General features: G+C 64.3%; 18 protein-coding genes. 9 read left to right on the top strand and 9 right to left on the bottom strand.

The window, feature by feature from the left end; translation table 11 throughout:
• Window positions 1-378: 378 nt before the first annotated feature.
• From IFT60_RS04015 to IFT60_RS03995, 5 genes are all read left to right on the top strand, one after another.
• Window positions 379-3,795: a TonB-dependent receptor gene (locus IFT60_RS04015; protein WP_192049734.1), complete on the top strand. Its 3,417-nt coding sequence runs from the start codon at window positions 379-381 to the stop codon at window positions 3,793-3,795.
• Window positions 3,796-3,965: 170 nt separating this feature from the next.
• Window positions 3,966-5,669, top strand: coding sequence for a bifunctional metallophosphatase/5'-nucleotidase (locus tag IFT60_RS04010; RefSeq protein ID WP_192049732.1), 1,704 nt, complete (start codon window positions 3,966-3,968; stop codon window positions 5,667-5,669).
• Window positions 5,670-5,703: 34 nt separating this feature from the next.
• Window positions 5,704-6,756: a S1/P1 nuclease gene (locus tag IFT60_RS04005; RefSeq protein ID WP_192049731.1), complete on the top strand. Its 1,053-nt coding sequence runs from the start codon at window positions 5,704-5,706 to the stop codon at window positions 6,754-6,756.
• Between the two features lie 229 nt (window positions 6,757-6,985).
• Entirely contained in the window at window positions 6,986-7,819 is an 834-nt protein-coding gene (locus IFT60_RS04000) for a MipA/OmpV family protein (protein WP_192049729.1), read from the top strand.
• Between the two features lie 179 nt (window positions 7,820-7,998).
• The gene (locus tag IFT60_RS03995; RefSeq protein WP_192049727.1) at window positions 7,999-9,381 is read left to right on the top strand and encodes a hypothetical protein; all 1,383 of its coding nucleotides are present in this window, start codon (window positions 7,999-8,001) and stop codon (window positions 9,379-9,381) included.
• 195 nt (window positions 9,382-9,576) lie between these two features.
• Here IFT60_RS03995 and IFT60_RS03990 read toward each other — a convergent pair whose 3' ends face one another.
• From IFT60_RS03990 to IFT60_RS03970, 5 genes are all read right to left on the bottom strand, one after another.
• Window positions 9,577-10,542, bottom strand: coding sequence for an ABC transporter permease (locus tag IFT60_RS03990; protein ID WP_192049725.1), 966 nt, complete (start codon window positions 10,540-10,542; stop codon window positions 9,577-9,579).
• 2 nt (window positions 10,543-10,544) lie between these two features.
• On the bottom strand, window positions 10,545-11,630 hold the full coding sequence (locus IFT60_RS03985; protein ID WP_192049996.1) for an ABC transporter permease: 1,086 nt from the start codon (window positions 11,628-11,630) through the stop codon (window positions 10,545-10,547).
• A 5-nt stretch (window positions 11,631-11,635) separates the two neighbouring features.
• Window positions 11,636-13,165 carry an ABC transporter ATP-binding protein gene (locus IFT60_RS03980; RefSeq protein WP_192049723.1) on the bottom strand — a complete coding sequence of 510 codons (1,530 nt, stop codon included), beginning with the start codon at window positions 13,163-13,165 and terminating at the stop codon, window positions 11,636-11,638.
• 90 nt (window positions 13,166-13,255) lie between these two features.
• On the bottom strand, window positions 13,256-14,263 hold the full coding sequence (locus tag IFT60_RS03975) for a BMP family lipoprotein (RefSeq protein WP_192049721.1): 1,008 nt from the start codon (window positions 14,261-14,263) through the stop codon (window positions 13,256-13,258).
• 381 nt (window positions 14,264-14,644) lie between these two features.
• On the bottom strand, window positions 14,645-15,514 hold the full coding sequence (locus tag IFT60_RS03970) for an alpha/beta hydrolase (protein ID WP_192049719.1): 870 nt from the start codon (window positions 15,512-15,514) through the stop codon (window positions 14,645-14,647).
• Window positions 15,515-15,734: 220 nt separating this feature from the next.
• Here IFT60_RS03970 and IFT60_RS03965 point away from each other — a divergent pair, with 220 nt between their 5' ends.
• Window positions 15,735-16,037: a YciI-like protein gene (locus IFT60_RS03965; RefSeq protein WP_192049717.1), complete on the top strand. Its 303-nt coding sequence runs from the start codon at window positions 15,735-15,737 to the stop codon at window positions 16,035-16,037.
• A gap of 13 nt (window positions 16,038-16,050) precedes the next feature.
• Here IFT60_RS03965 and IFT60_RS03960 read toward each other — a convergent pair whose 3' ends face one another.
• Window positions 16,051-17,241, bottom strand: coding sequence for an NHL domain-containing protein (locus IFT60_RS03960; protein WP_192049715.1), 1,191 nt, complete (start codon window positions 17,239-17,241; stop codon window positions 16,051-16,053).
• A gap of 238 nt (window positions 17,242-17,479) precedes the next feature.
• Between IFT60_RS03960 and IFT60_RS03955 the strand changes: the two genes are divergently transcribed.
• From IFT60_RS03955 to pcp, 3 genes are read left to right on the top strand one after another with little or no spacing between them, the layout of a single operon-like run.
• Entirely contained in the window at window positions 17,480-18,172 is a 693-nt protein-coding gene (locus tag IFT60_RS03955) for a DUF969 domain-containing protein (protein WP_192049713.1), read from the top strand.
• Window positions 18,169-19,125 (top strand): DUF979 domain-containing protein, encoded by a 957-nt coding sequence (locus IFT60_RS03950; protein WP_192049711.1) that lies wholly within the window; start codon window positions 18,169-18,171, stop codon window positions 19,123-19,125. Before IFT60_RS03955 ends, IFT60_RS03950 begins: the two co-directional genes overlap by 4 nt.
• 6 nt (window positions 19,126-19,131) lie before the next feature.
• Window positions 19,132-19,776 (top strand): pyroglutamyl-peptidase I, encoded by a 645-nt coding sequence (gene pcp / locus IFT60_RS03945; RefSeq protein WP_192049709.1) that lies wholly within the window; start codon window positions 19,132-19,134, stop codon window positions 19,774-19,776.
• Window positions 19,777-19,917: 141 nt separating this feature from the next.
• Here pcp and IFT60_RS03940 read toward each other — a convergent pair whose 3' ends face one another.
• Genes IFT60_RS03940 through IFT60_RS03930 form a run of 3 tightly spaced genes read right to left on the bottom strand, consistent with a single transcriptional unit; the run spans window position 19,918 to window position 22,883 of the window.
• Window positions 19,918-20,832, bottom strand: a complete 915-nt coding sequence (locus tag IFT60_RS03940) for a LysR family transcriptional regulator (protein WP_192049707.1) — start codon at window positions 20,830-20,832, stop codon at window positions 19,918-19,920.
• Between the two features lie 12 nt (window positions 20,833-20,844).
• Complete coding sequence (locus IFT60_RS03935) at window positions 20,845-21,753, bottom strand: pseudouridine-5'-phosphate glycosidase (RefSeq protein ID WP_192049705.1); 909 nt, start codon at window positions 21,751-21,753, stop codon at window positions 20,845-20,847.
• Between the two features lie 11 nt (window positions 21,754-21,764).
• The gene (locus IFT60_RS03930) at window positions 21,765-22,883 is read right to left on the bottom strand and encodes a carbohydrate kinase (RefSeq protein ID WP_229510674.1); all 1,119 of its coding nucleotides are present in this window, start codon (window positions 22,881-22,883) and stop codon (window positions 21,765-21,767) included.
• Window positions 22,884-22,935 lie beyond the last annotated feature (52 nt).

The raw sequence follows: 22,935 nt of genomic DNA, 5'->3' as shown, positions 1-22,935 counted from the left end.
AATATTTATCAAAATATTTCAGTGAAGAATGCCTTCCGTATAATCCCGCCTGTGATTTGCGCGGGGAAATCCTCCTGCAGTACGGCACAAAGCACGGTTTTGGGGCGATTCAGAGGCTGACGCTATAAATACGGAACAAAAAACGTATTTGTCCGGTCCCTGGCACTCATGCATATTCGGTTAGGTAATCAATATGCTTGTTGTTCTTTCAAGGGCGGTAACGGAGGTGACATATTTCCTCCTTACAATCCGCCCGGTCTCACCGATGGCCGTTTGTGCCGTTGCAGGCTCGCAGCAACCAGGGTTGCAGTACTTGTAAAGAGGGAAGCCGTACCACGGCGTCCACATAACTATTAAGTCTATTTTGGGGTTTTAATAATGATCACTCAACAACAGATCCGGCTAACCAAGCTGGCGCTGGCTTTGTCGATTGCGTTGGCGGCAGCGCCGACCTTCGCACAGAACACCACCTCGGCCATCGGCGGCCGGGTTTCGGGTGCGGATGGTGCGCCGGCGGCTGGTGCGGCGGTGCAGATCGTCCACACCGAGTCGGGTTCTGTCAGCAACGTCACCACCGACGCTGAAGGCCGTTACATCGCCCGCGGCCTGCGTGTCGGCGGTCCGTACACGATCATTATCACCAAGAACGGCACCACGGAAAAGCGCGAGAACGTGTTCATCGAGCTGGCCGAAACCGCCGCCATCGATGCGACCCTCGGCCAGCAGATGCAGACCGTGTCCGTGACCACGAACCGCGCGCGCAACGAGATCTTCTCGAACAGCGCGATGGGTTCGGTCACCACGCTGACCCGCGCCGACCTGGAAACCCAGGCTTCGATCAACCGCAACCTGCAGGACTTCGCGCGTTTCGACCCGCGCGTATCGCAGACCGACAAGGAACGCGGCGAGATGTCGGTGGCCGGCCAGAACTCGCGCTACAACTCGATGACCATCGACGGCGTCGCCATCAACGACACCTTCGGCCTGGAAGCCAACGGCAGCCCGACCGCGCGCCAGCCGATCTCGATGGAAGCGATCCAGTCGGTGCAGGTCAACGTCGCCAACTACGACGTGACCCAGCGCGGCTACACCGGCGCCAACGTCAACGCCGTTACCAAGTCGGGTACCAACGTGTACCACGGCGGCGCCTACTACATCGCTCGTAACGACAAGCTGGTCGGTGACCGTTTCAACTCGACCACCGGCGACTACACCGAAGCTCCGGATTTCAAGGAAAACACCAAGGGCGCGTGGGTCAGCGGCCCGCTGATCCAGGACAAGCTGTTCTTCTTCGCCCTGGCTGAAAAGCACGAAAGCAGCCGCAGCTCGCCTGAGTTCAGCGCCATCGGCGCCGCCAGCGGCACCACCGTCGGCATCAGCCCGACCCAGATCGCGCGTATCCGCGACATCGCCCAGAGCCGCTACGGCTTCGACATCGGCAGCAGCGACGTGCCGAGCGGCACCAAGCTGAAGTCGGACGAGCAGACCTTCAAGGTCGACTGGAACATCAACGACGACCACCGCGCCAACTTCCGCTACTCGAAGACCTCGCAGAACGAGCCGATCTTCCCGGGTTTCTCGCAGAGCGGCGTGGCGCTGAGCTCGCAGTTCTACAACCAGGACAAGACCATCGAAACGATGGTGGCCCAGGTGTTCTCGGACTGGAGCGAGAATTTCTCGACCGAATTCAAGGCGTCCCGCCGCGATTATGATTCGGTGCCGATCAACAACGCGCAGCTGCCGACCATGTCGTTCTCGTTCACCGGCCCGCTGCCGTCGGACGCGCCGGCCGGCACCCGTACCGGCACCCGTTTCCTGAACACCGGTACCGAAAGCAGCCGTCACAACAACGTGCTGGGCACCAAGACCATTGACCTGTACGGCGGCGCCAACTACAAGTGGGGCGACCACGAGTTCAAGCTCGGTACCGACTACACCTCGAACAAGGTCTATAACGCGTTCCTGCAGAACATCTACGGTAACTACACGTTCCAGTGCGATAACAACTTCACGTACACCTTCGGCACGATCAATTGCGGCGCTACAGGCACCACCGCGGCCCAGATCGAAGCGGCAATCTACGAGAACTTCCTGCGTGGCCGTCCATCGTCGTACACCGTGCAGCTGCCAGCCACTGGCGGTTCGCTGAGCAACGCGATTGCCCAGTTCACGATGAAGAACACCGGTTTCTTCCTGCAGGATAGCTGGACCGTCAACAAGAACCTGACCATCAATGCCGGCGTGCGCGTCGACATGACCGACGTCGAAGGCCGTCCGCTGCAGAACACCGCCGTGGCGGCGCCGACCATCAACGGTGCCGGCCAGTTTGGCCGCCAGACCGGCGGTTATGGCCTCGACAATCAGCAGACCTTCGATGGCGACAAGCTGTGGCAGCCACGCGTCGGCTTCAACTACAAGTTCGACTCGGCACGTCCAATGCAATTGCGTGGTGGCGCCGGCCTGTTCCAGGGCGCCGCGGCAACCGTCTGGATGTCGAACCCGTTCTCGAACCCGGGCATCGCTACCCGCACGATCACCTGCTCGGCCACCAGCGCGACCCGCTGCCCAACCACCGACGGCACCTTCACGCCTGACGTCAATGCACAGCGTACCGTTGCCGGCGCCACCCCTGCGTCGAACGTCGACATCCTGTCGCCGGACCTGAAGCAGCCATCGATCTGGAAAGCCAACCTGGCGTTCGAACATGAACTGCCATGGTACGGCCTGGTGTTCGGCGCCGAGCTGCTGGCGACCCAGAACAAGAACGCGATCTTCTACCAGAACCTGAACATTGGCGCAGCAACCGCGACCGGTACCGATGGCCGCGAACTGTACTACAACGCGAATGGCCTGTCGGCAAACTGCTACACCTTCACCAACAACACGGTGAACAACGTCACTGGCTGCCAGAACACCAACAAGGCGCGTTCGAACCTGAGCTACGGCAACGTGCTTCTGGCGAAGGGCACCGACAAGGGCGACGCCCAGCTGGTGACCGTGTCCCTGACCAGCCCGACCCGCCAGGGCTTCGGCTGGTCGGTGGCCTACACCCACACCAACGCGACCGAAGTCTCGCCGCTGACCTCGTCGACCTCGAACTCGAACTGGTCGGGCCGTTCGGTCTTCAACCCGAACGAAGAAGTCGCAGCTAACTCGTCGTACCTGGTGAAAGACCGCGTCAATGCGCGTCTGTCGTGGGAAAAGCGTTTCTTCGGCAACTACCGCACCCGTCTGGGCGTGTTCTATGAAGGCCGTGAAGGCAAGCCATACAGCTGGACGGTCAACAACGACCTGAACGGTGACGGCCTGGCCGGTAACGACCTGATGTACATCCCGTCGGCACCAGGTTCGGGTGAAGTCGCCTTCTACGGCACGACCGCCGCGGCACGCGCAGAAGCCGAAGCACGCTTCTGGGATGTGGTCAACAACAACAAGGTCCTGAGCAATGCCAAAGGTGGCGTGGTCGAGCGTAACAAGGACTTCTCGCCATGGACCAACAGCTTCGACGTGAAGATCACCCAGGAAATCCCGGGCTTCTCCGAAAAGCACAAGGCCAGCTTCTCGCTCGACATCCTGAACTTCGGCAACCTGCTGAACAAGAAGTGGGGCCGTATCGAAGAAGTGGGCTTCCAGTCCGCTGGCGCGCAGGCACGCAGCTTCGTCGACTACGTCGGCCTCGATGCACAGGGCCGCTACACGTACGCAGTGCGTAACAACGTGGAAGACCTGGCCGTGCGCCAGTCGAAGGGCGAATCGCAGTGGGCCATCCAGGCAACCGTCAAGTACGAGTTCTAATACTTGATGTCATGCCTGTAAGGTGATGAACGGCCGGTGGCGACACCGGCCGTTTTTTATGGCGGGGCAGGGTGCGATGGGGCTGTAAAGATAGTCGCGCTCTGGCCTACGTGCAATAATTCCGTTTGCCCACGCGGGGCTGTCCCCGTCTTCAATCAGTAAAGGTCATCATGTCCGTTTTTCCGCGCGCCCGCGCCGGTTTGTCCCTGTTGGCGCTGGCCCTGCTGGCCGCCGGCTGCACTACAGCGCCCCGTGCCCCGGTCACCCTGAACCTGGTCGCGATCAACGATTTCCACGGCAACCTCGAGCCGAGCAAATACACCTATACCAGCGCCGCCACGGGTAAAAGCGACACCCTGCGCGCCGGCGGTATCGAAGCCCTGAGCGGCGCGCTGGCGGCCTGGCGTAAAGAAGACAAAGACTTGCTGTTCATCGGCGCTGGCGACCTGATCGGCGCCAGTCCGGCGCTGTCGTCGATGTGGGCCGACGAGCCGAGCATCGAGGCGATGAACCTGCTCGGCCTGCGCCTATCGTCGGTCGGCAACCACGAATTCGACCAGGGCCGCAAGGAATTGCTGCGCCAGCAGGCCGGCGGCTGCGATTCGCCGCGTCCGGCGAAAGCCTGCCGCTTGAACCCGAACTACCGCGGCGCGCAATTTACTTATCTTGCCGCGAATGTGCTCGACAGCAGCACCGGCAAGCCCTTCATGCCCGGCTACCGCGTCGAAGACGTCAAAGGCGTGAAAGTGGGCGTGGTCGGCGCCGTACTGCAGGGCACCGCCTCGGTCGCGGTCGCCTCGGCGATTGCCGGCCTCGACTTCATCGACGAAGCCGACGCCATCAACAAGTCTTTGCCGCAGATGCGCGCCGATGGCGCCAAGGTCTTCATCGCCCTGATCCACGAAGGCGGCCGCACCGACGAGTCGCCCGACCAGCCCGGCTGCAAGGGCTTGACCGGCGGCGTGGTCGACATCGTCAAGCGCCTCGATCCGGCGATCCGCCTGGTCATTACCGGCCACTCGCACCAGGGTTACCTGTGCACGGTGGATGGCCGCGTCGTGACCCAGGCCGATGCGGCCGGGCACCTGCTGTCGCGTATCGCGCTGAAAGTCGATCCAGCCAGCGGCGCGATCGCGGATATCGACGTGAAGAACGTCGTGATGAATCCTGACCTGTTCCCGGCCGATCCAAAAGTGGCCGCCTACTTCGCCGGCGTGAAGGAACGCAGCCGCGCGGCGCTGGCGCGTCCGCTCGGCAAGCTCGGCAAGGCCACGGTTGCGCGCAAGGCCAGCGATGCCGGCGAGTCCCCGCTGGGCAACCTGATCGCCGACGCCGTGCTGGCCGCCACCCGCACCCATGGCGCCCAGATCGGCTTCATGAATAATGGCGGCATCCGCAAGGACCTGGAAACGTCGGATGCCGCGCTGACCACCAATTTTGGTCACGCCCAGGCGGTGCTGCCGTTCGGGAATACGCTGGTGGTGCTGGACCTGACCGGTGCGCAACTGCGCCGTCTGCTGGAGCAGCAGTGGCAGCGTCCGAGCGCGTCCGGCGCCACGGTGCTGCAAGTGTCGCAGGGCCTCACCTACACCTGGGACGAGAAGCGCCCGCTCGGCCAGCGCCTGGTGCCGGGCAGCCTGAAGTTCAATGGCGCGCCGGTCGATGACACTACAACCTATCGCGTGGTGGCGAATAACTTCCTGGCCGAAGGCGGAGATAACTTCCCGGAATTTGCCAAGGGCACCAACCGGGTCGATACGCAAATCATCGATCTCGACGCGCTGAGCGAGTACATCGCTAAAAACCCGGGCACTGGCGGCGCAGCTGCCGGACTGGCCCCAACGGTGCGCATCGATAAAGTGCGCGCGCAATAACGCAATCATGCAGTACTGCACTAACGGAGAATCCATGAAAAAATTAGCCTGTGTCCTCGCGCTTGCCGGCGCCTTCGCTTCGAACGCTGCCCTGGCCTGGGGCGGCGACGGCCACCGCGCGGTCGGCGCCATCGCCGATAAACTGCTCAAGGGCACGAATGCGCAAAAGCAGATCGCCGCCTTGCTGCTGCCGGGCGAGACGCTCGAATCGATCGCCAACTGGCCGGACTGCGTGAAGGGCACGTATTGCGGCCCGCAGTCGCCGGAAATGGTCGAGTACACCAACGCCAATCCGAAGCACAGCGAGTACCACTACACCGACGTGCCGTTCCAGCTCGAGCGCTACCATGACCATGGCGTCGGCACCAGCGACGTCGACATCGTGCAAACCCTGAAGCAGGCCATCGCCGTGCTGCAAGGTAAGACCGATCCGGCCCTGAACCCGCACAAGTTCACCAAGCGCCAGGCGCTGATCCTGCTGACCCACATGACCGGCGACATCCACCAGCCGCTGCACGTGGGCGCGGCCTTCGTTTCCAAGGACGGCAAGTTCGTAGTGCCGAAGACGCATGCGGAAGTCGACGAAGCGGCGATCTTCGACTCGCGCGGCGGCAATAATCTGCTGCTGGACGACGAAAAGCTGACCCAGCTGAGTGCCAACCTGATTCCGCCAGGCGAGCCGAAGCCGATCCGCGAAGGCGTGCCGAAGTCGCTCACAAAACCGTTCCACTCGTACTGGGATAGCACCACGGTCGACTACGCCTTCCGCCGCGTGCAAACCAAAACCCCGGGCCAGTTCGCCCAATTTGCCATCGACAGCAAGCCGGCCATCAAGGCCAACAGTGGCGACCCGACCACCTGGCCTTACCAGTGGGCCGATGACGCGCTGGTGGTGTCGAAATTTGCCTACGCCGACGTGGTGCCGGGCAAGATCACGCCGCAGACCAGCAAGAAGGGCGAGACCTATTACACCTTCGCGCTGGAAGTGCCGACCAACTATCCGGTGCCGAGCTCGCAGATCGCCAAGGAGCAATTGATCAAGGGCGGTTACAAGCTGGCTGAAGTGCTGAAGGCGATTTACGGCTAACAGGTTTGCGCCGAACCGACGGGGGAACACCCCGTCCCTGAACGGGGCCGCAGCGGATCGCTGCCGGCCCCGTTTTTTTGCACGGGCGTTGGTCTGTTCATCCTGTCTTGCCGCTTGGCGCCATTCCGCAGCCTGGGATGACATATTCGCCATAAAGTGCGGCCGGGCTGCCCCGGTGAACGCTAAAATGGCGGTTTCGGCGCGCCGCGCCGTCACTTCCGGATACCGCATGAACCTTTACCTTCTTGCCGGCGCAAGCCTCGTTTGCCTCGCCGCGACCACTGCCCACGCCCAGGTCTCCAACGCGCCTGCCCAGCCGCTCTGGGAAATCGGCCTGGCCGGCGGCGTCGTCAGCACGCCTTCGTATCCGGGCGCCGACGACCGCGAAACGCGCGGCCTGGCGCTGCCGACCGTCATGTATCGCGGCAAGATCTTCCGCGCCGACCAGGGCGGCATCGGCGCGCGCCTGTTCAAGAGCGATACCGCCGAACTCGACGTCGGCCTGGCCGCCTCGCTGCCGGCGCGCTCGGACGACGTCGCCGCCCGTGCCGGCATGCCCAACCTGGGCGCACTGGCCGAATTCGGCCCGCGCCTGAAACTGCGCCTGGCGCGCTTCGATGCGCAAAGCGGCCTGCGCGCCGACTTGCCGCTGCGCGCGGTGACGGAAGTGCGCGGCGGCGTGCGCCACCAGGGCTATACGTTCGAGCCGCGCCTGGTCTACGAACGTCGCAGCCTCGACGGCAAATGGGTATTCGACAGCCAACTGTCCGCAGTCGTCGGCGACGCCAAGATCAACCGTTATTTCTATGAGGTGCGGCCCGAGTACGCCACCGCATCGCGCGCCGCCTACAGCGCCGACGCCGGCCTGATCCTGGTGCGCGCCGGCGTGTTCGCGGCGCGCGTGATCAACCCCGACCTGCGCGCCTATGCCTTCCTGCGCGCCGAAAACTATGGCGCCGGCGCCAACAAGGACAGCCCGCTGCACCTGCGCGACAACAGCGTCTCCGCCGGCTTCGGCCTGTCGTGGACCTTCAAGCGTTCGGCGAGACTCGCCAGCGATTAAGATGTTGGCAGCGGCGCACCGTAGGGTGGACTCTTGAGTCCACGCGGTCGAACCGTGGCATGTCGATAAGACTCTCTCGGTCGGAACAGACTGACTTTTAGCAAGATCTTGTTCCGCCGCAACCCGCACTGATCCCCACACGGAAGAATGGTTGTCTTACGTCCTTCCCTAGAACGATCATGCGCCTCCGCACCCTCTATCTCTGTTACTGCCTGTCCGTGGTCGGCGTGCTGCTCGCGCTGCCCGCCGCGGCCGCCACCTCCGACCCCTGGCTCGACCACAACGGCCGCCTTCCTGCACGCGCCGACCATGCTGGCCCGCTGTTCACGCTCAGCCACGACTACCCGGCCGGACTCCCCGTGCCCGCCATGCTCTGGCGCAGCGCCATCGGCAATGCCCCGATCAGCACCGCGAACGCCGCCGCCTATACCCAGTCCCTGAAAGACCACGTCGCGCGCGACATGGTGGCGCTGCTGGCCGGCGACGGTGACTGGGATGCCGGCCGGCGCGGCTGGTACAACGATCCCTGGCTGGGATCGCAGCGCGAAGCGATCAAGGGCATGCTGGTCGGCGGCGAGCGCATCGACGACAGCATGTTCCCGAAGAGTGGCCTGAGCAAGCCGTTCACGACCTACGTGATCACCTATTACAACCGCACCGGGGCGCAAACCCTGGGCGCCATCTGGCGCGATCCGCATGCGCCGCAGCTGGGCGGAAACGCCACCCAGTATGCCGAAGGCTCGATCACCATCAAACTCGCTTTTACCACCGCCGGCCCCGCCGAATGGCCGGCCATGCGCGGCGCCCTGAGCTGGCCAATGATGATGACGGCCAACGCCACCACCGGCCAGTTCGACCGGGCAACGCTGGGCAGGGGGTACCTGATGCAGGTCGATATCGTGGTCAAGGACACCCAATCGGCGCCGCAGACCGGCTGGGTGTTCACGACCCTGGTCTACGACCGCGCGACGCGCCCGGGCAGCCGCGGCATCTGGGACCAGATGGTGCCGCTGGGTGCGCAATGGGGCAACGACCCGCGCGTGGACAGCGCCGCCAATCCGCGTGCGCCGCTGCAGGAGACCTGGATCAACCCGAACGCGCCGCTGTACGCCACCGAGACGCTCGGCTGGGGAGGGCGCCTGTCCGGACCGAACGACCACGGCGTGAACGACATCTCGGTCCTCACGCAAGGCCGCCGCAGCCTGGTGCGGCGCGCGCCGAATTCGTCTTGCCTCAGTTGCCATGGCAGCTCGCAGTGGAACGCCGCCAATCCGGCGAAAGGGATGGCGTCGTTCCTGATGCCGCTGGTGCCGCCCGAGCCGGGTGGCGCACCGAATGCCGGCGCCCCTTACCTGAATTCGCCCGCGCCCGGCTCCGCCGCCTGGCTGCGCTGGTTCCAGAACCGGCGTGGCGACGAGCCGATGGACACCGGCAGCGTCGCCGGCGACTACGACCTGGCGCTGACCTTCCGCGTGCTGCCGGCCTGGCACCAGGCCAGGAGCGGCAAGAAGCACGCGCTGCAAAAGCTCGACGCCGGCGGGACGGCGCTGCAGCGCGAATGAACTCTGCATGCAGGAGGCGGTAGGGTGGGCGCCCTGTGCCCACGCGGAACGATGCGTCGTGTTATCCCGGATCGCGGTGCGAACAAACAGGCCAACACGATGCAACGTTTACGCGTGGGCACGGGGCGCCCACCCTACATCTATGCCAAAAAAAGGGCGGCCCGCAGGCCGCCCTCGATCAACACCGAACGCGAATCAACGCGACTTCACGAATGGCTTGCCCACCGCCTTCGGCGCCACCGACTTCGCCATCAGGCCGGCCAGCACGATCACGGTCACGACGTACGGAATCATCTGGATCAGCGAGCCCGGGATGCGGCCCACGACCGGCAGGTCGACGCCTTCGATCTGGATCTGCACGGCCGAGAAGAAGCCGAACATCAGGCAGCCGAGCACGGTCTGCACAGGGCGCCAGTTGCCGAACACGAGGGCGGTCAGGGCCAGGTAGCCGGCGCCGGCCGACATGTCGCGCAAGAAGAAGCCACTCTGGACGATCGACAGATAGGCGCCCGAGAACGAGCACAGCACGCCGGCGACCAGCATCGCCAGGTAGCGCGTGCGTTCGACCGAGACGCCGGCGGCGTCGGCCGCATGCGGGTTTTCGCCGCAGGCGCGCAGGCGCAAACCAAAACGGCTGTGGTAGACCACCCAGTGCACGACCGGCAGCAGCAGGAAGGCGAGGTAGACCAGCGGCGAATGGCCACCGAGCAGGCTGTTCCAGATCCAGCCCAGCACCGGCACGCCGGAAAGCAGCTCCGCGCCCGGCAGCACCACGTTCGACAGGCGCGCCGCGCCCAGGTCCGGCGTGCGGCCGCCCTGCTGGAAGATGTACTGGGCGACGACGAAGGTCAGGCCGCTCATGGCGATGTTGATGGCGATGCCGGCCACCAGCTGGTTGCCCTTCTGGGTGATCGACACGAATGCCTGCACCATGGCCAGGGCCACCGAGACCGCGATGCCGGCGGCGATGCCGGCCCACGGGTTTTGCGTCGTGTAGCCGACCGCGGCCGAGACAAAGGCCGAGGCGAGGATCTTGCCCTCGAGGCCGATGTCGACGACGCCGCTGCGTTCGGCGAACAGGCCGGCCAGCGCGGCGAACATCAGCACCGGCGCGTTACGAATCGTCGAGACGACGATATTGGCGATATCAAAGCCTTCCATGTTTATCCCTTGCGTGTTGCGTTGATCAGTTTCAGGACTGCCGGGGCGTAGAAATTCTCCATCGCGCCGCAGAACAGGATGATCAGGCCCTGGATGAAGACAAAGGTCTCGACCGGGATGTTCGGTTTTTCTAGCGACAAGTCAAAACCGCCCTGGATCAGTGCGCCGAACAGCACCGAGGACAGGAAGATGCCGACCGGATGCTGGCGCCCCATCAGGGCAATCGCGATGCCCACGAAGCCGGCGCCGGCCGGGAAGTTCAGGCTCAGGTAGTGGGTCGAACCCATGATCGAATTCACTGCGGCCAGGCCGGCGAGGGCGCCCGAGATCAGCATGGCGACGATGATCATGCGGCTGATGCGCACGCCCGCGTAGTGGGCCGCGTGCTGGTTCAAGCCGGTGGCGCGCAGCTGGTAACCCCAGCTCGAGCGCGAGACCATCACGCCATAGATGACCAGGGCCACGATCGCGATCGGGAAGCCGATGTTCAGCGGCGTGTCGCCGAAGACCGGGAACCAGGTGTTCAGCGTCGGCAGGGCTGCCGCTTCCGAGAACACGCGGCTGGCCGGATTCTGTTCGCCTTCGGGGATCAGGTATTTGACGATGATGAAGTTCATCAGGCTGGCGGCGATGAAGTTGAACATGATGGTCGTGACTACCACGTGGCTGCCGCGCTTGGCCTGCAGGTAGCCCGGCAGGAAGGCCCAGAGGGCGCCGAACAGCGCGCTGCCCAGCATCGCCAGCGGAATCAGGAGCCAGGGCGACAGCGTCGCGTCGAAACTCAGCACGGCCAGGGTCAGGCCCAGGCCGCCGAAATACATCTGGCCTTCGGCGCCGATGTTGAACAGGCCCGCCTTCATGGCGATCGATACCGCCAGGCCCGTGAAGATGAAAGTGCTGGCGTAGAACAGGGTGTAGGCCAGGCCTTCCGGATTGATGACGGCCGAGTCGATCAGGATCTTCATCGATTCGACCGGGCTTTCGCCGAGCAGGTGGATGACCAGCGCGGCGACAAGCAGCGCCGACAGCAAATTCAACAGCGGCAGGACGATCCCTGTCGCCCAGCGTGGCAGTTCGGTGGTTTTCATCTGTTTCATGACTTGTGCATCCCGCCCATCAGGAGGCCGATGCGGGTGGTGTCGAATTCGTCGATATTGAGTTCGCCGGTGACGCGGCCGCCCGACATGACGACGATGCGGTCGGCCAGGGCGCGTACTTCTTCCAGCTCGACCGACACCAGCAGGATCGCCACGCCTTCGTCGCGCAGGCGCAGCAATTGGGTGTGGATCGATTCGATGGTGCCGATGTCGACGCCGCGGGTCGGCTGGCCGACCAGCATCAGCTTCGGCTGTGCCGACACTTCGCGCGCGATCACGACCTTTTGCTGGTTGCCGCCCGAGAGCAGGCCGATGCGCAGGTCCGGATTATTCGGACGCACGTCGAAGGCTTGCAGCAGGTGCGCGCAGCGCTTGGCGATCTTGTCGAAGTCGAACAGGCCCCAGCGGTTCTTGACGCGTTCCTGGTAGCCGAACACGGTGTTTTGCATCACCGAGAAATCCTTGATCACGCCATCGCGCAGGCGGTCTTCCGGCACGTGGCCGATGCCGAGGTTGCGGAAGGTGGCGGGCAAGCCATCGGCATTCGTGCGGCGGCCAAAGGGCAGGGCCTTGCCTTCGAGTTCGATCTGGCCGGAGGTCGGCAGGCGCATGCCGGCCAGGATTTCCATCAGTTCGCTCTGGCCGTTGCCCGAGACGCCGGCGATGGCGACGATCTCGCCGGCACGCACGTTCAGGTCGATGTCGGCCAGCAGCTGGACGCCATTCGCATCTTTCAGCTGCAGGTTTTTCACGTTCAGCACCGGCGCGCCCGGATTGAACGGTTTGCGCGGCAGGTTGCCTTCGATCGGGCGGCCGACCATCATGTTGGCCAGCTGTTCCTTCGAGGTTTCGACGGTCGCCACCGCGCCCGACACGCGGCCGGCGCGCAGCACCGTCACCTGGTCGGTGATGTCCATGATCTCCTGCAGCTTGTGGGTGATCAGGATGATGGTCTTGCCTTGCTCCTTGAACAGGCGCAGGATCTCGAACAGCGACGCCGTTTCCTGGGCGGTCAGGACTGCGGTGGGTTCGTCGAGAATCAAAATGTTGGCGCTGCGGTAGATCTGTTTTAGGATCTCGACGCGTTGCTGGGCGCCCACCGACAGATCGTGGATGGTCGCGAGCGGATCGACGTCGAGGCGGTAGCGGCTGCAGATCTCGCGCAGCCTGGCTTCGACTTCGGCGCGCTTGGTGGCGAGCTTGAAGCCGCCTTCGGCGCCGAGCATCACGTTGTCGAGCACGGTCATGTTCTCGACCAGCATGAAGTGCTGGTGCACCATGCCGATGCCGAGGTCGATGGCTTCCTGGCTGTTGCGGATCGAGCGCGCCTGGCCGTCGATCAACAGCTGGCCACTGTCAGCGTGGTAGTAGCCGTACAGGATGCTCATCAGGGTGGATTTGCCGGCGCCATTTTCACCGATGACGCCGTGGATGGAACCCTTGGCGATCGTGAAGCTGACGTCAGCGTTCGCTTGCACCGGCCCGAAGGCCTTGCTTATGTTGCGAAATTCTACGGCTGGCTGCATAGCGATGAGTAGTGAAAAGTAAATGCTTGTATTCAAAAGCGCGCCGGACCGGAAACCCGGTGCGGCGCGCCTCTTTTGAAACGGAAAAAATCAGACCGGGCAGCTGCTGCCGGCGCGGTAGTCGATGACCTTGATCTTGCCATTGACGATGTCAGCCTTGACGCCGTTCACGCGCTTTTCGATCTCGGGCGAGACCACCTTGCGGTTGTCCTTGTCCAGCACCCAGTCGACGCCGCCTTCTTTCAGGCCCTTGTAGGTCGTGCCACCCTTCCAGGTATTGTTCTTGACCTGCATGAACGAGTCGTAGATCGCCAGGTCGACGCGCTTGACCATCGAGGTCAGCATCGAACCCGGATGCAGGTAGTTCTGGTTCGAATCGACGCCGATCGCCAGCTTGCCCTTCTCTTTGGCCATCTGCAGGGCGCCCATGCCCGAACCGCCGGCAACGGCGAAGACGACGTCGGCGCCGCGGTCGAATTGCTGGCGTGCCAGCTCGCCGCCCTTGGCCGGGTCATTCCAGGCTGCGCTGGTAGTGCCGACCATGTTCGACATGATCTCGATCTTCGGCTGCTGGGCCTTGGCGCCCTGGCTATAGCCGCAGGCAAAGGCGCGGATCAGCGGAATGTCCATGCCGCCGACGAAACCGATTTTCTTCGATTTGGACGCCATGGCGGCGGCGACGCCGACCAGGTAGGAGCCTTCCTGTTCCTTGAACATGATCGAATTCACGTTCGCGCCCGGCGCGATCGAATCGATCAGGACAAATTTGACTTTCGGGAATTCTTTGGCGACCTTGGCCACGGCCTGGGTCTGCGAGAAGCCGATGGCGGCGATCATGTCGAGCTTCTTGCGCGCGAGGCCGCGCATCACCTGCTCGGCCTGGGTATCGCTGTTGGCCTGGACTTCGATGTAGGGGATGTTCGTTTCTTTCTTGAAGCGCTCGGCGCCTTCGAAAGCGGACTGGTTGAACGACTTGTCGAACTTGCCGCCGGCATCGTAGACGATGCCCAGCTTGGGTGCGCCGGCAGGGGCGGCCGCGCTCGCGCTGGCAGTGATGCACAGCGCCGCAATCGTCATGCTGAGTTGCTTGAATTTCATGAATGAGCTCCTGGAATTTCGATATTGTACCCGGCGCAACGGCTGCGTTGGGAGGGACTGCCTAGAGGCAACGCTCGGCACACCATCACGATTCATGCGTGGCGCGGCCATGATGCCGTGCGGATTGTGTCAGTCCCGGACGTTTCATTGGGTTACGATTTGTATCGGAACCTTTCCCAAAAGCGCTGCAGGCGCGAATGTCGCGCCGTCACAACAACTGAGCGGGGAAGGTCGGTCATGCACCGCGTAGCGCCTGAAATGATCTGCGCAGCTCAACCTGTCAAATATGCATCAGCCTGCCGATGCAAGGCAAATACGATTTTACTTGGCAATTTATTCGATGGAAATATAAATGCCGACAACTTTCGGCATTTTTTTCCACTACGCCACAGTTTGGATGAGCTCGGGGGCAGGCAGGGGCTGGCTGAAGCGGCCCGCGAGGAAGCCGGCGATGCGGCTTTGCGTGGCTTCGAGGTAGGGAATGTTCATGTGGTCGGAGCCGGGCACGACGTCGTCGAGGATCAGGTTGGCGAGCTTCTGGCATAACTGGTCGGTGTGCGAATGCGGCACGACATCGTCGTTCTCGGCGCGTAGCACGTAAGTTGGCACCTTCAGCGCCGGCGCATGCTTGATCGACTCGAAGCGGTGGCGCAGCATGTATTCGATTGGCATCGCGCGGAACTTGCGCTTGGCGATCGCCAGGATCGAATCGTAGGGCGTGATCAAGACCACCGAGTGGGCGGCGCGTTCTTTCGCCACCTGCACCGCTACGCCGGAACCGAGGCTGCGCCCGATGACGGCGATGCGGCGCGTGTCGACCTGGCCGAGGGCAGCCAGCCAGTCGAACAGGGTGCAGCCGTCTTCGACCAGTAGGGTTTCATCGGGAATGCCGTGCGAATTGCCGTAGCCGCGGTAGTTCAGCGCCAGTACCGTCATGTTCGGGAACAGATTGCCGGCATCGCGCACGACCCAGGACACTTCTTCGGAGCGGCCGCCGAAATACAGTACGCCGGGATGGATGCCGGGCGTGCGCGGCGTCATCAGCCAGCCGCACAGGCGGGTGCCGTCTCGCGCGCGCAGGACGACCGGCCGGGTACGGTGGCCGCTGCTGCGCGGGCTGTTCACTTCGGGAACGATGGTCGGGTTGAACACCAGCCGGCGCTGGTTCGCGGCGACCGCAGCCGTGAGCCCCAGCCACAACACGCTGGCAAACCCCGCCATTCCCGCCGCCATTTTTTTCGAAGTGTTCATGGATTCAGTCTACCTCGTCGGTAGCAAAGGTTCTGTGCGCCATGTCGCCATGCATTGCAGCATGAATGTTAGTCGTCGGGGAAGTGTGCTTTTCGCTACACAAGGTCGCAGGAGTCAGCCGTCCACCCTACATCCACGGGCCACGATTGTTGCGGGGAGGCCTCGCGGCATCGGGTAACATGGGCAGGTCCCGTGCCAATCCAATCATGAAGGAATCCCCGTGCATTTCCTGCTGACCTATGACCTCGCGCCCGATTACCTGGAGCGCCGCGCCGAATTTCGCAATGCCCACCTGAAGCTGGCCTGGGAAGCGCAGGAACGCGGAGAACTGGTGCTGGCCGGTGCGCTCGACGAGCCGGCCGACACCGCCCTGCTGGTGTTCAACTGCGATTCGCCAGAGACGCCCCAGCTTTTCGCCGCCATCGATCCGTATGTGACCCACGGCCTGGTGCGCGCCTTTCACGTGCGTCCATGGAAGACCGTCGTGGGCGATATCGCTGCCACGCCGGTCCATCCGGAATAGACACACCGCTCGCTCAGCGCGGCACCGTCTTCAACACCAGGTCCTGCGCCGTCACCGCCAGCGCGCCGGCGCCGAAGACGGCGATGCCGCGCGGCGCGTTCAGGCCGCCTGGCAGCGGCCCCAGCACATTGTTCTGGTTGCCCGCCACCCCGATCACGGTGCTGACCGCGTTGGAGATGGTGATCCGGCGGATCGTGCCGTTGCCGGTATCGGCCACGAACAGGCTGCCGGCGCCGTCGAGCGCGAGGCCGGCGGCGCGGCACAGGCGCGCATTGTTTTCCACGCCGTCGGCGCTGCCGCATTGCCCGGCGGCGCCGGCGATCGTGCGTACCTCGCCCGCAGGAGAGATTTCGCGGATGGTCGAATTGGCGGTGTCGGCGACGTACACATAGCCGGCGGAATCGACCTCGATGTCCTGCGGCTCGCAAAAGCGCGCCGCGCCGCCGCGCCCATCGCTGCTGCCGCAGGCGCCCGCCGCCCCGGCAATCGTGGTGACCACATTGGCGCGGTCGATGCGCCGGATCGTATGGTTCAGCGTGTCGGCCACGTACAGGATGCCCTGGCGGTCGATGGCGATGCCTTGCGGCGAGCAAAAGCGCGCCGTACGCGCGTCGCCGTCAAGACTGCCGCATTCGCCGGCGGCGCCGGCCAGCGTGGTGACGGCGCCCGCCGCGCTGATGCGGCGGATGGTCGAATTGCCGGTATCGGTCACGTACAGGTTGCCGTCGGCATCGGCTTCGATCCGGGTCGGTGAACTGAAGCGCGCGCCGCTGCCGGCGCCATCCTGGCTGCCGATGGCGCCGACGCTGCCGGCAAAAGTCGTCGCGACGCCCTGCGGCGAAACGCGGCGGATCGTGGCGCTGGTCTTCTCGGCCACGTAGAGGTTGCCGTCGGGGGCGGTGACGATGCCCTCGGGAGCGTCGAAGCGCGCGTTCGAGCCGGAGCCGTCGAGCGAGCCGCCGCAGGTGGGACACAGGCCGCCGGCGACCAGGAAGATGCCGGGTTCGCCCATGGGAGGCAAGGGGCGATCCGGCCTGTCGTAATAGTCGTCATCGTAGTCCGAATAGCCGAAGCCGATTGCCACCCCACCGCCGCAGGCGGCGAGCGTCCCGCACAGGAAGATGGGACCGAAGCGCCTGGCACAGCGGCGGAAAGCCTGCACACAGGCTCGAAGAGTGGCGTGCAAAACGTCGGGCAGGCCCATGGTGTCTCCTTGTGGATGGCGGGATTCCCCGCCGTTCGTGCCCCGAGATTAATGGCGGGACGTGCGTCACGTATGAGCCTAATCAAGCGTGCGCGGGTGCGCAACGCGATGCGGGTGGGCTGCGGCGGTGAAACCACACAGTGCCCATCTTTTCTGAACGCGTCATCCCAGGATGTTTCGTCCATGCAAACCTGGGTCGGTTACACTCGTGCGGCTAATTACCTGAGCCGGAGAATGCATGCAAGCTGCCGTCAACCTGTGGCCACTGCTGGGCGTGGCCGTCATCGCCGCCGGCTTCCTGCTGCGCGCCAATCCCGTGCTGGTGGTGGTGGCCGCCTGCGGTGTCACCGGGGCCGCCGCCGCGATGCCGCTCATGCACGTGCTCGAGTCGCTCGGCACGGCCTTCCTGAAAACGCGCAACCTGCCGCTGGTGCTGCTGCTGCCGCTGGCGGCGATCGGGCTGCTGGAGCGCTTCGGGCTGAAGGAGCACGCAATGGCGAGCATCGCGAAGATCCGTTCGGCCACAAGCGGACGCCTCTTGATCGTCTATCTGTTCCTGCGCGAAGTATCGGCCGCGGCCGGGCTGACCAGCCTGGGCGGACAACCGTCGATGGTGCGTCCGCTGGTGGCGCCGCTGGCCGAAGGCGCGGCCGAGGCGCGCAATGGCAATCTCTCCGATGCGCTGCGCTACCGCATCCGCGCCATGGCGGCGGCCACCGACAACGTCGGCCTGTTCTTTGGCGAGGACATTTTTGTCGCCTTTGGCGCGATCGTGCTGATGCAGACGATCCTGCGCGCGGAAGGCATCGAGGTCGATCCGCTGCACATGGCCTTGTGGGGTATTCCGACCGCGGTGTGCGCCTTCGTCATCCATAGCTGGAATTTGCGGCGGTTGGACGCCGCCATCCGCCGCGAAGGAGCGGCCAAATGATTTTTTCCCTGTCGCTGCTGTATCTGCTGGTCGGCCTGCTGCTGGCCTTTGTCGCGCTGCTCACCGCCCTCGACCGCGATCACCCGCGCCGCGTCACGTCCGCGCTGTTCTGGGGGCTGTATGCGGCCGTGTACCTGGTCGGCGACTTCATGCCGGCGGCGCTGGCCGGCGCGGTCATGATCGCGATGGCGCTGCTGGCCGGCTGCGGCCTTGTGAAACCGGGCCGGCACGGTACGCTGGAAGAGGGTGCGCGTCGCGCCAGTGCCGCGCGCCTGGGCAACCGCCTGTTCCTGCCGGCGCTGGTGATCCCGCTGGTGACGGTGCTCGGCGCAACGCTGCTGAAGGACTTGCATATCGGCGAGCTGGCCCTGTTCGACAAGGCGCACCTGACCCTGGCCAGCCTCGGCCTGGGCGCCTTGCTGGCGCTGGGCGCGGCCTGCTGGCTGACCCGCGCCAGTCCGCTGCAGGGGGTGCGCGAAGGGCGCCGCCTGGTCGACGCCATGAGCTGGGCGGTGACGCTGCCGCACATGCTGGCCGTGCTCGGCCTGCTGTTCGCTGAAGCCGGTGTCGGCAAGGCGGTGGCGCAAGTCACCACCGCCTGGTTCGCCGTCGATTCGCGCTTCGCGGCGGTGGCCTTGTATTGCATCGGCATGGCGCTGTTCACCATCATCATGGGCAATGGCTTTGCCGCTTTCCCCGTGATTGCCGGCGGCATCGGCATACCCGTGCTGGTTGGACAATACAATGCCAATCCTGCTGTAATGGCTGCCATCGGAATGTTCAGCGCGTATTGCGGCACATTAATGACGCCAATGGCGGCGAATTTTAATATCGTCCCCGCGGCCTTGTTGGAGTTGCCTGACAAAAATGCTGTGATCAAGGCGCAAATCCCGACGGCGCTGCCCTTATTGGCGGCAAACATCGTCCTCCTCTACCTCTTGATGAATCGATAACAGGCCATGAAAAAAATTGTGCTGCTCACCGGTTTCGAACCTTTCAACGGCGCCACGGTCAATCCGGCCTGGGAGGCGGTGCGTTCGTTCAAGGGCTGGATCGACGAGGACTACATGGTCGAAATCCTGCAACTTCCCTGCGTCTTCGGCCAGGCCAACCGGGTCTTGTGCGGCGCCGTCGACGAGATCCGGCCCGACATCGTGCTCTGCGTCGGCCAGGCCGGCGGGCGCGCCGACCTAACGGTCGAGCGGGTGGCGATCAATGTCGACGACGCGCCGATCGTCGACAACGACGGCCAGCAGCCGGTCGACGCACCGATTGCGCCGGATGGGCCGGCCGCGTATTTCGCGACGCTGCCGGTGAAGGCGATCGTCGTTGCAATGCGCGAACGCGACCTGCGCGCCTCGGTGTCGCAGACCGCGGGCACCTTCGTGTGCAACCACGTGTTCTATGGCTTGATGCATCACCTGCAGGACAAGGAGGTCACTGGCGGCTTCATTCACGTGCCGTATTTGCCGGAGCAGGCGGCATCCATCCAAGGCGCGCCGTCGATGGCGTTAACCGACATCATCACTGGATTGAAAGTGGCGATGGAGGTGGCGGTGCGGGGTGGTGATGCCGTAGTCGACGTAGCGGGAGCTACCCACTAATGTAGGGTGGACTCCGTCCACGCGGTACGGCGTGTGATATGTAGCGGCATTTGAAACGAACGGTTCGCACGCGTCACGGATTACGCTTGGTGGCGCCGCATATCAACCGGTGATCCGCGTGGGCGGAGCCCACCCTACGTGCTACGGTGCGCCGCCGTCTCCATCAGGTTTTACTATCTTCAAAAACGCCCGCACCACCGGCGCATCGTCCTGGCTGGTGTACGTAATATACAAATTCGCCGACGGCGCATCCGCCCGGATCGGCACGAACACCACCCCCGGCCAGCCGATGCGGCTGGTCGTCTCCGGCATCAGCGCCACGCCCAAGCCGGCGCCGACCATCGCCAGCAGCGTCTGCGGTTCGGCCGCTTCCTGGAAGATGGTCGGCTGGAAGCCGGCGTTGATGCAGCACTGGATCAGGTAGCGCGGTTCGGCCGACTGGCTCAGGTGCAGGGTCAGCATCGGTTCGTTGGCGATGTCGACCAGGTCGATCGCCTCCCGTCCCGCCAGCGCGTGGCCCTGGTGCACGGCCACGCAGACGTTCTCGCGAAAGCACAGCTCCTGGTGCAGGTGCGCGCTTTTGAGGGCTTCTTCTTCCAGGCGCGGCTCGCGCCAGAAGCCGACGTCGATCTGCTTGGTGCGCAGCGCCTCGAACTGTTCGTCCGGCCCGAGTTCGTGGATGGTCCAGGTCACCTTCGGGAATTCGCTCTGGAAGCGTTCCAATAAACTCGGGATCGGCCCCCACATCGCCGAGCCGACGATGCCCACGCGCAGGCGGCCGACTTCGCCGCGGTCGATCTGGCGGATGGTGTCGATCGTCATGCGCATCCGCCCCAGCAGGTCGGACGCTTCCGCCATCAGCGCCTTGCCGGCCACGGTCAGCTCGAAGCTGCGCGTGGTGCGCGCGAACAGGCGCACGCCGAGTTCGGACTCGAGCTTCATGATCTGCTGCGAGAGCGGTGGCTGCGAAATGTGCAGGCGCTCGGCGGCGCGGCTGAAGCTTTTTTCCTCGGCCACGGCGAGGAAGTATTTCAGCTGTTTCAGGTCGATCGACATGGTTTATAAAAATTATGCATTCAGCGCCACGGCCAGGCGCGCGCCAACCAGGGCGTTGTGTTCGACCAGCGCGATGTTGGTCACCAGGCTGCGTCCTTCGGTCAGCTCCTTGATGCGCGCCAGCAGGAAGGGCGTGACCTTCTTGCCCGTCACGCCCTGTTGATCGGCTTCCTGCAAGGCCTGTTCGGTGATGCGGTCGATTTCATCTTTGGGCATCGCGAACTGCTGCGGCACCGGATTGCTGACCACGACGCCGCCGTTCAAACCGAGTTGCCACTTGGTGCGGATGAAGTTCGCCTGCTGTTCGGCGCTGTCGAGCTGGAAGTCCGCATTGAAGCCGGATTCGCGCGTGAAGAAGGCGGGGAAGCCGGGCTGGCCGACGCTGACCACTGGCACGCCATGCGTTTCCAGGTATTCGAGCGTCAGCCCGATGTCGAGAATCGATTTGACGCCGGCGCAGACCACGGCGACGCTGGTCTGGGCCAGCTCCTGCAGGTCGGCCGAAATATCAAAACTGGTCTCGGCGCCGCGGTGCACGCCACCGATGCCGCCGGTGACGAAGACGTCGATGCCGGCCAGCTGCGCGCAGATCATGGTCGCGGCGACGGTGGTCGCGCCAAGCAGGCGCTGCGACAGCACATAGGCCAGGTCGCGCCGGCTGACTTTGATCGCGTCGGATGCGGTGCCGAGGGTTTCGAGCTGTTCGCTTGATAAGCCGATGCAGATCTTGCCATCCATGATGGCGATGGTGGCCGGCACGGCGCCGGCGTCGCGGATGATTTGTTCAACCTTGCGTGCGGTCTGCACGTTCTGCGGGTAGGGCATGCCGTGCGAGATGATGGTCGACTCCAGCGCGACGATGGGACGGCCGGCGCTGCGGGCGGCGGCGACTTCCGGGGAAAACAGGAGGAATGCGTGCATGGTAGATCCAATCAAACTTGGGTAAGGGCGCCGAAGGTTTCGGGCGTCAGTTGCGGGCAGACCGTCTCGCGGCAGCCGATGGTCAGTTTCGCCAGTTGCAGGCCGCGGCGGCAGGCCAGGGCCAGGTCGCTGGCGCCGTCCTGCAGCGACAGGCAAACGGCGGCGGCAAAGGCGTCGCCGGCGCCGGTGACGTCGACCACCTCGGCCGGCGGCGCCGCCAGATGGTCGACGCCGGCGGCGGTGGTGAACAGCACGCCACGCGCGCCGAGGGTGACGACGACGTCGGCTACGCCCTGCGCCCGCAGTTCGGCGCAGGCGCCAGCCAGGTCGGCGTCGCCATGGAGAACGCGTTTCAAACGCGCGGCCAGTTCGCCTTCGTTCAGGATCAGGAGGCGCACGCCGAGCAGGGAGGCCGGCAGCCGGTTCATCTTCGGCTCCGACACCGCGACGATGACCAGGTCGACGCCATCGCGCGCCGCATCCTGCTGCAGCGTTTCGATGGCATCGTGCGTCAGGTTCAGGTCGGCCACGATCAGCGAGGCGGTGGCGCGCTGCTGCTGGCGCAGGGCGAGGAAGGCCGGGGTGATGCGGTCGTACAGCGCCATGTCGGCCAGGGCGACCGCCATCTGGCCGCCGGCATCGAGCACGGCGGTATAGGTACCGCTGCCGGCATCATCGAGGCGCAGGGCGCCGCGCGTGTCGATGCCGGTTTCCTGGGCGTGGGCGAGCAGGGCGCGTCCGGCCGTGTCGTTGCCGACCGCCGTGATCAGGCTGACCGCCGCGCCCAGGCGCGCCAGGTTCTCGGCGATGTTGCGCGCCACCCCGCCAAACGATTCGATGGCACTGGCCGGGTTCGAGGTACCCATTGCCAAGGGACCCAAAGCGCGCAGCTTGCGGTCGAGATTGGCCGCGCCGACGCAGACGATCGGCCGGTCGTCGGGCAGCACGTAGGCGCGCCCGAGCAGGCGCCGCTCGCGCACCAGGCTGGCGATGTAGCCGGCCACCGCCGAACGCGACAGCTTGAGCTCGGCGGCGATCTCTTGCTGCGCGATGAACGGGTTCGCGCGGATCAAGGCGTACAGCTGTTCTTTTTTCGAGAGTTCGGTCACGGTGAGAGGTGCGCTATTCAACAAATGTTTGTCAATGCTAGACAAATGTTTGGCGCGAGTCAACCGCTACATG

Source organism: Massilia sp. CFBP 13721, from assembly GCF_014842025.1.
Taxonomy (GTDB): domain Bacteria; phylum Pseudomonadota; class Gammaproteobacteria; order Burkholderiales; family Burkholderiaceae_D; genus Telluria.
Note: the sequence above shows the minus strand (reverse complement) of the source record. Positions and strands in the feature narration are given on the sequence as shown.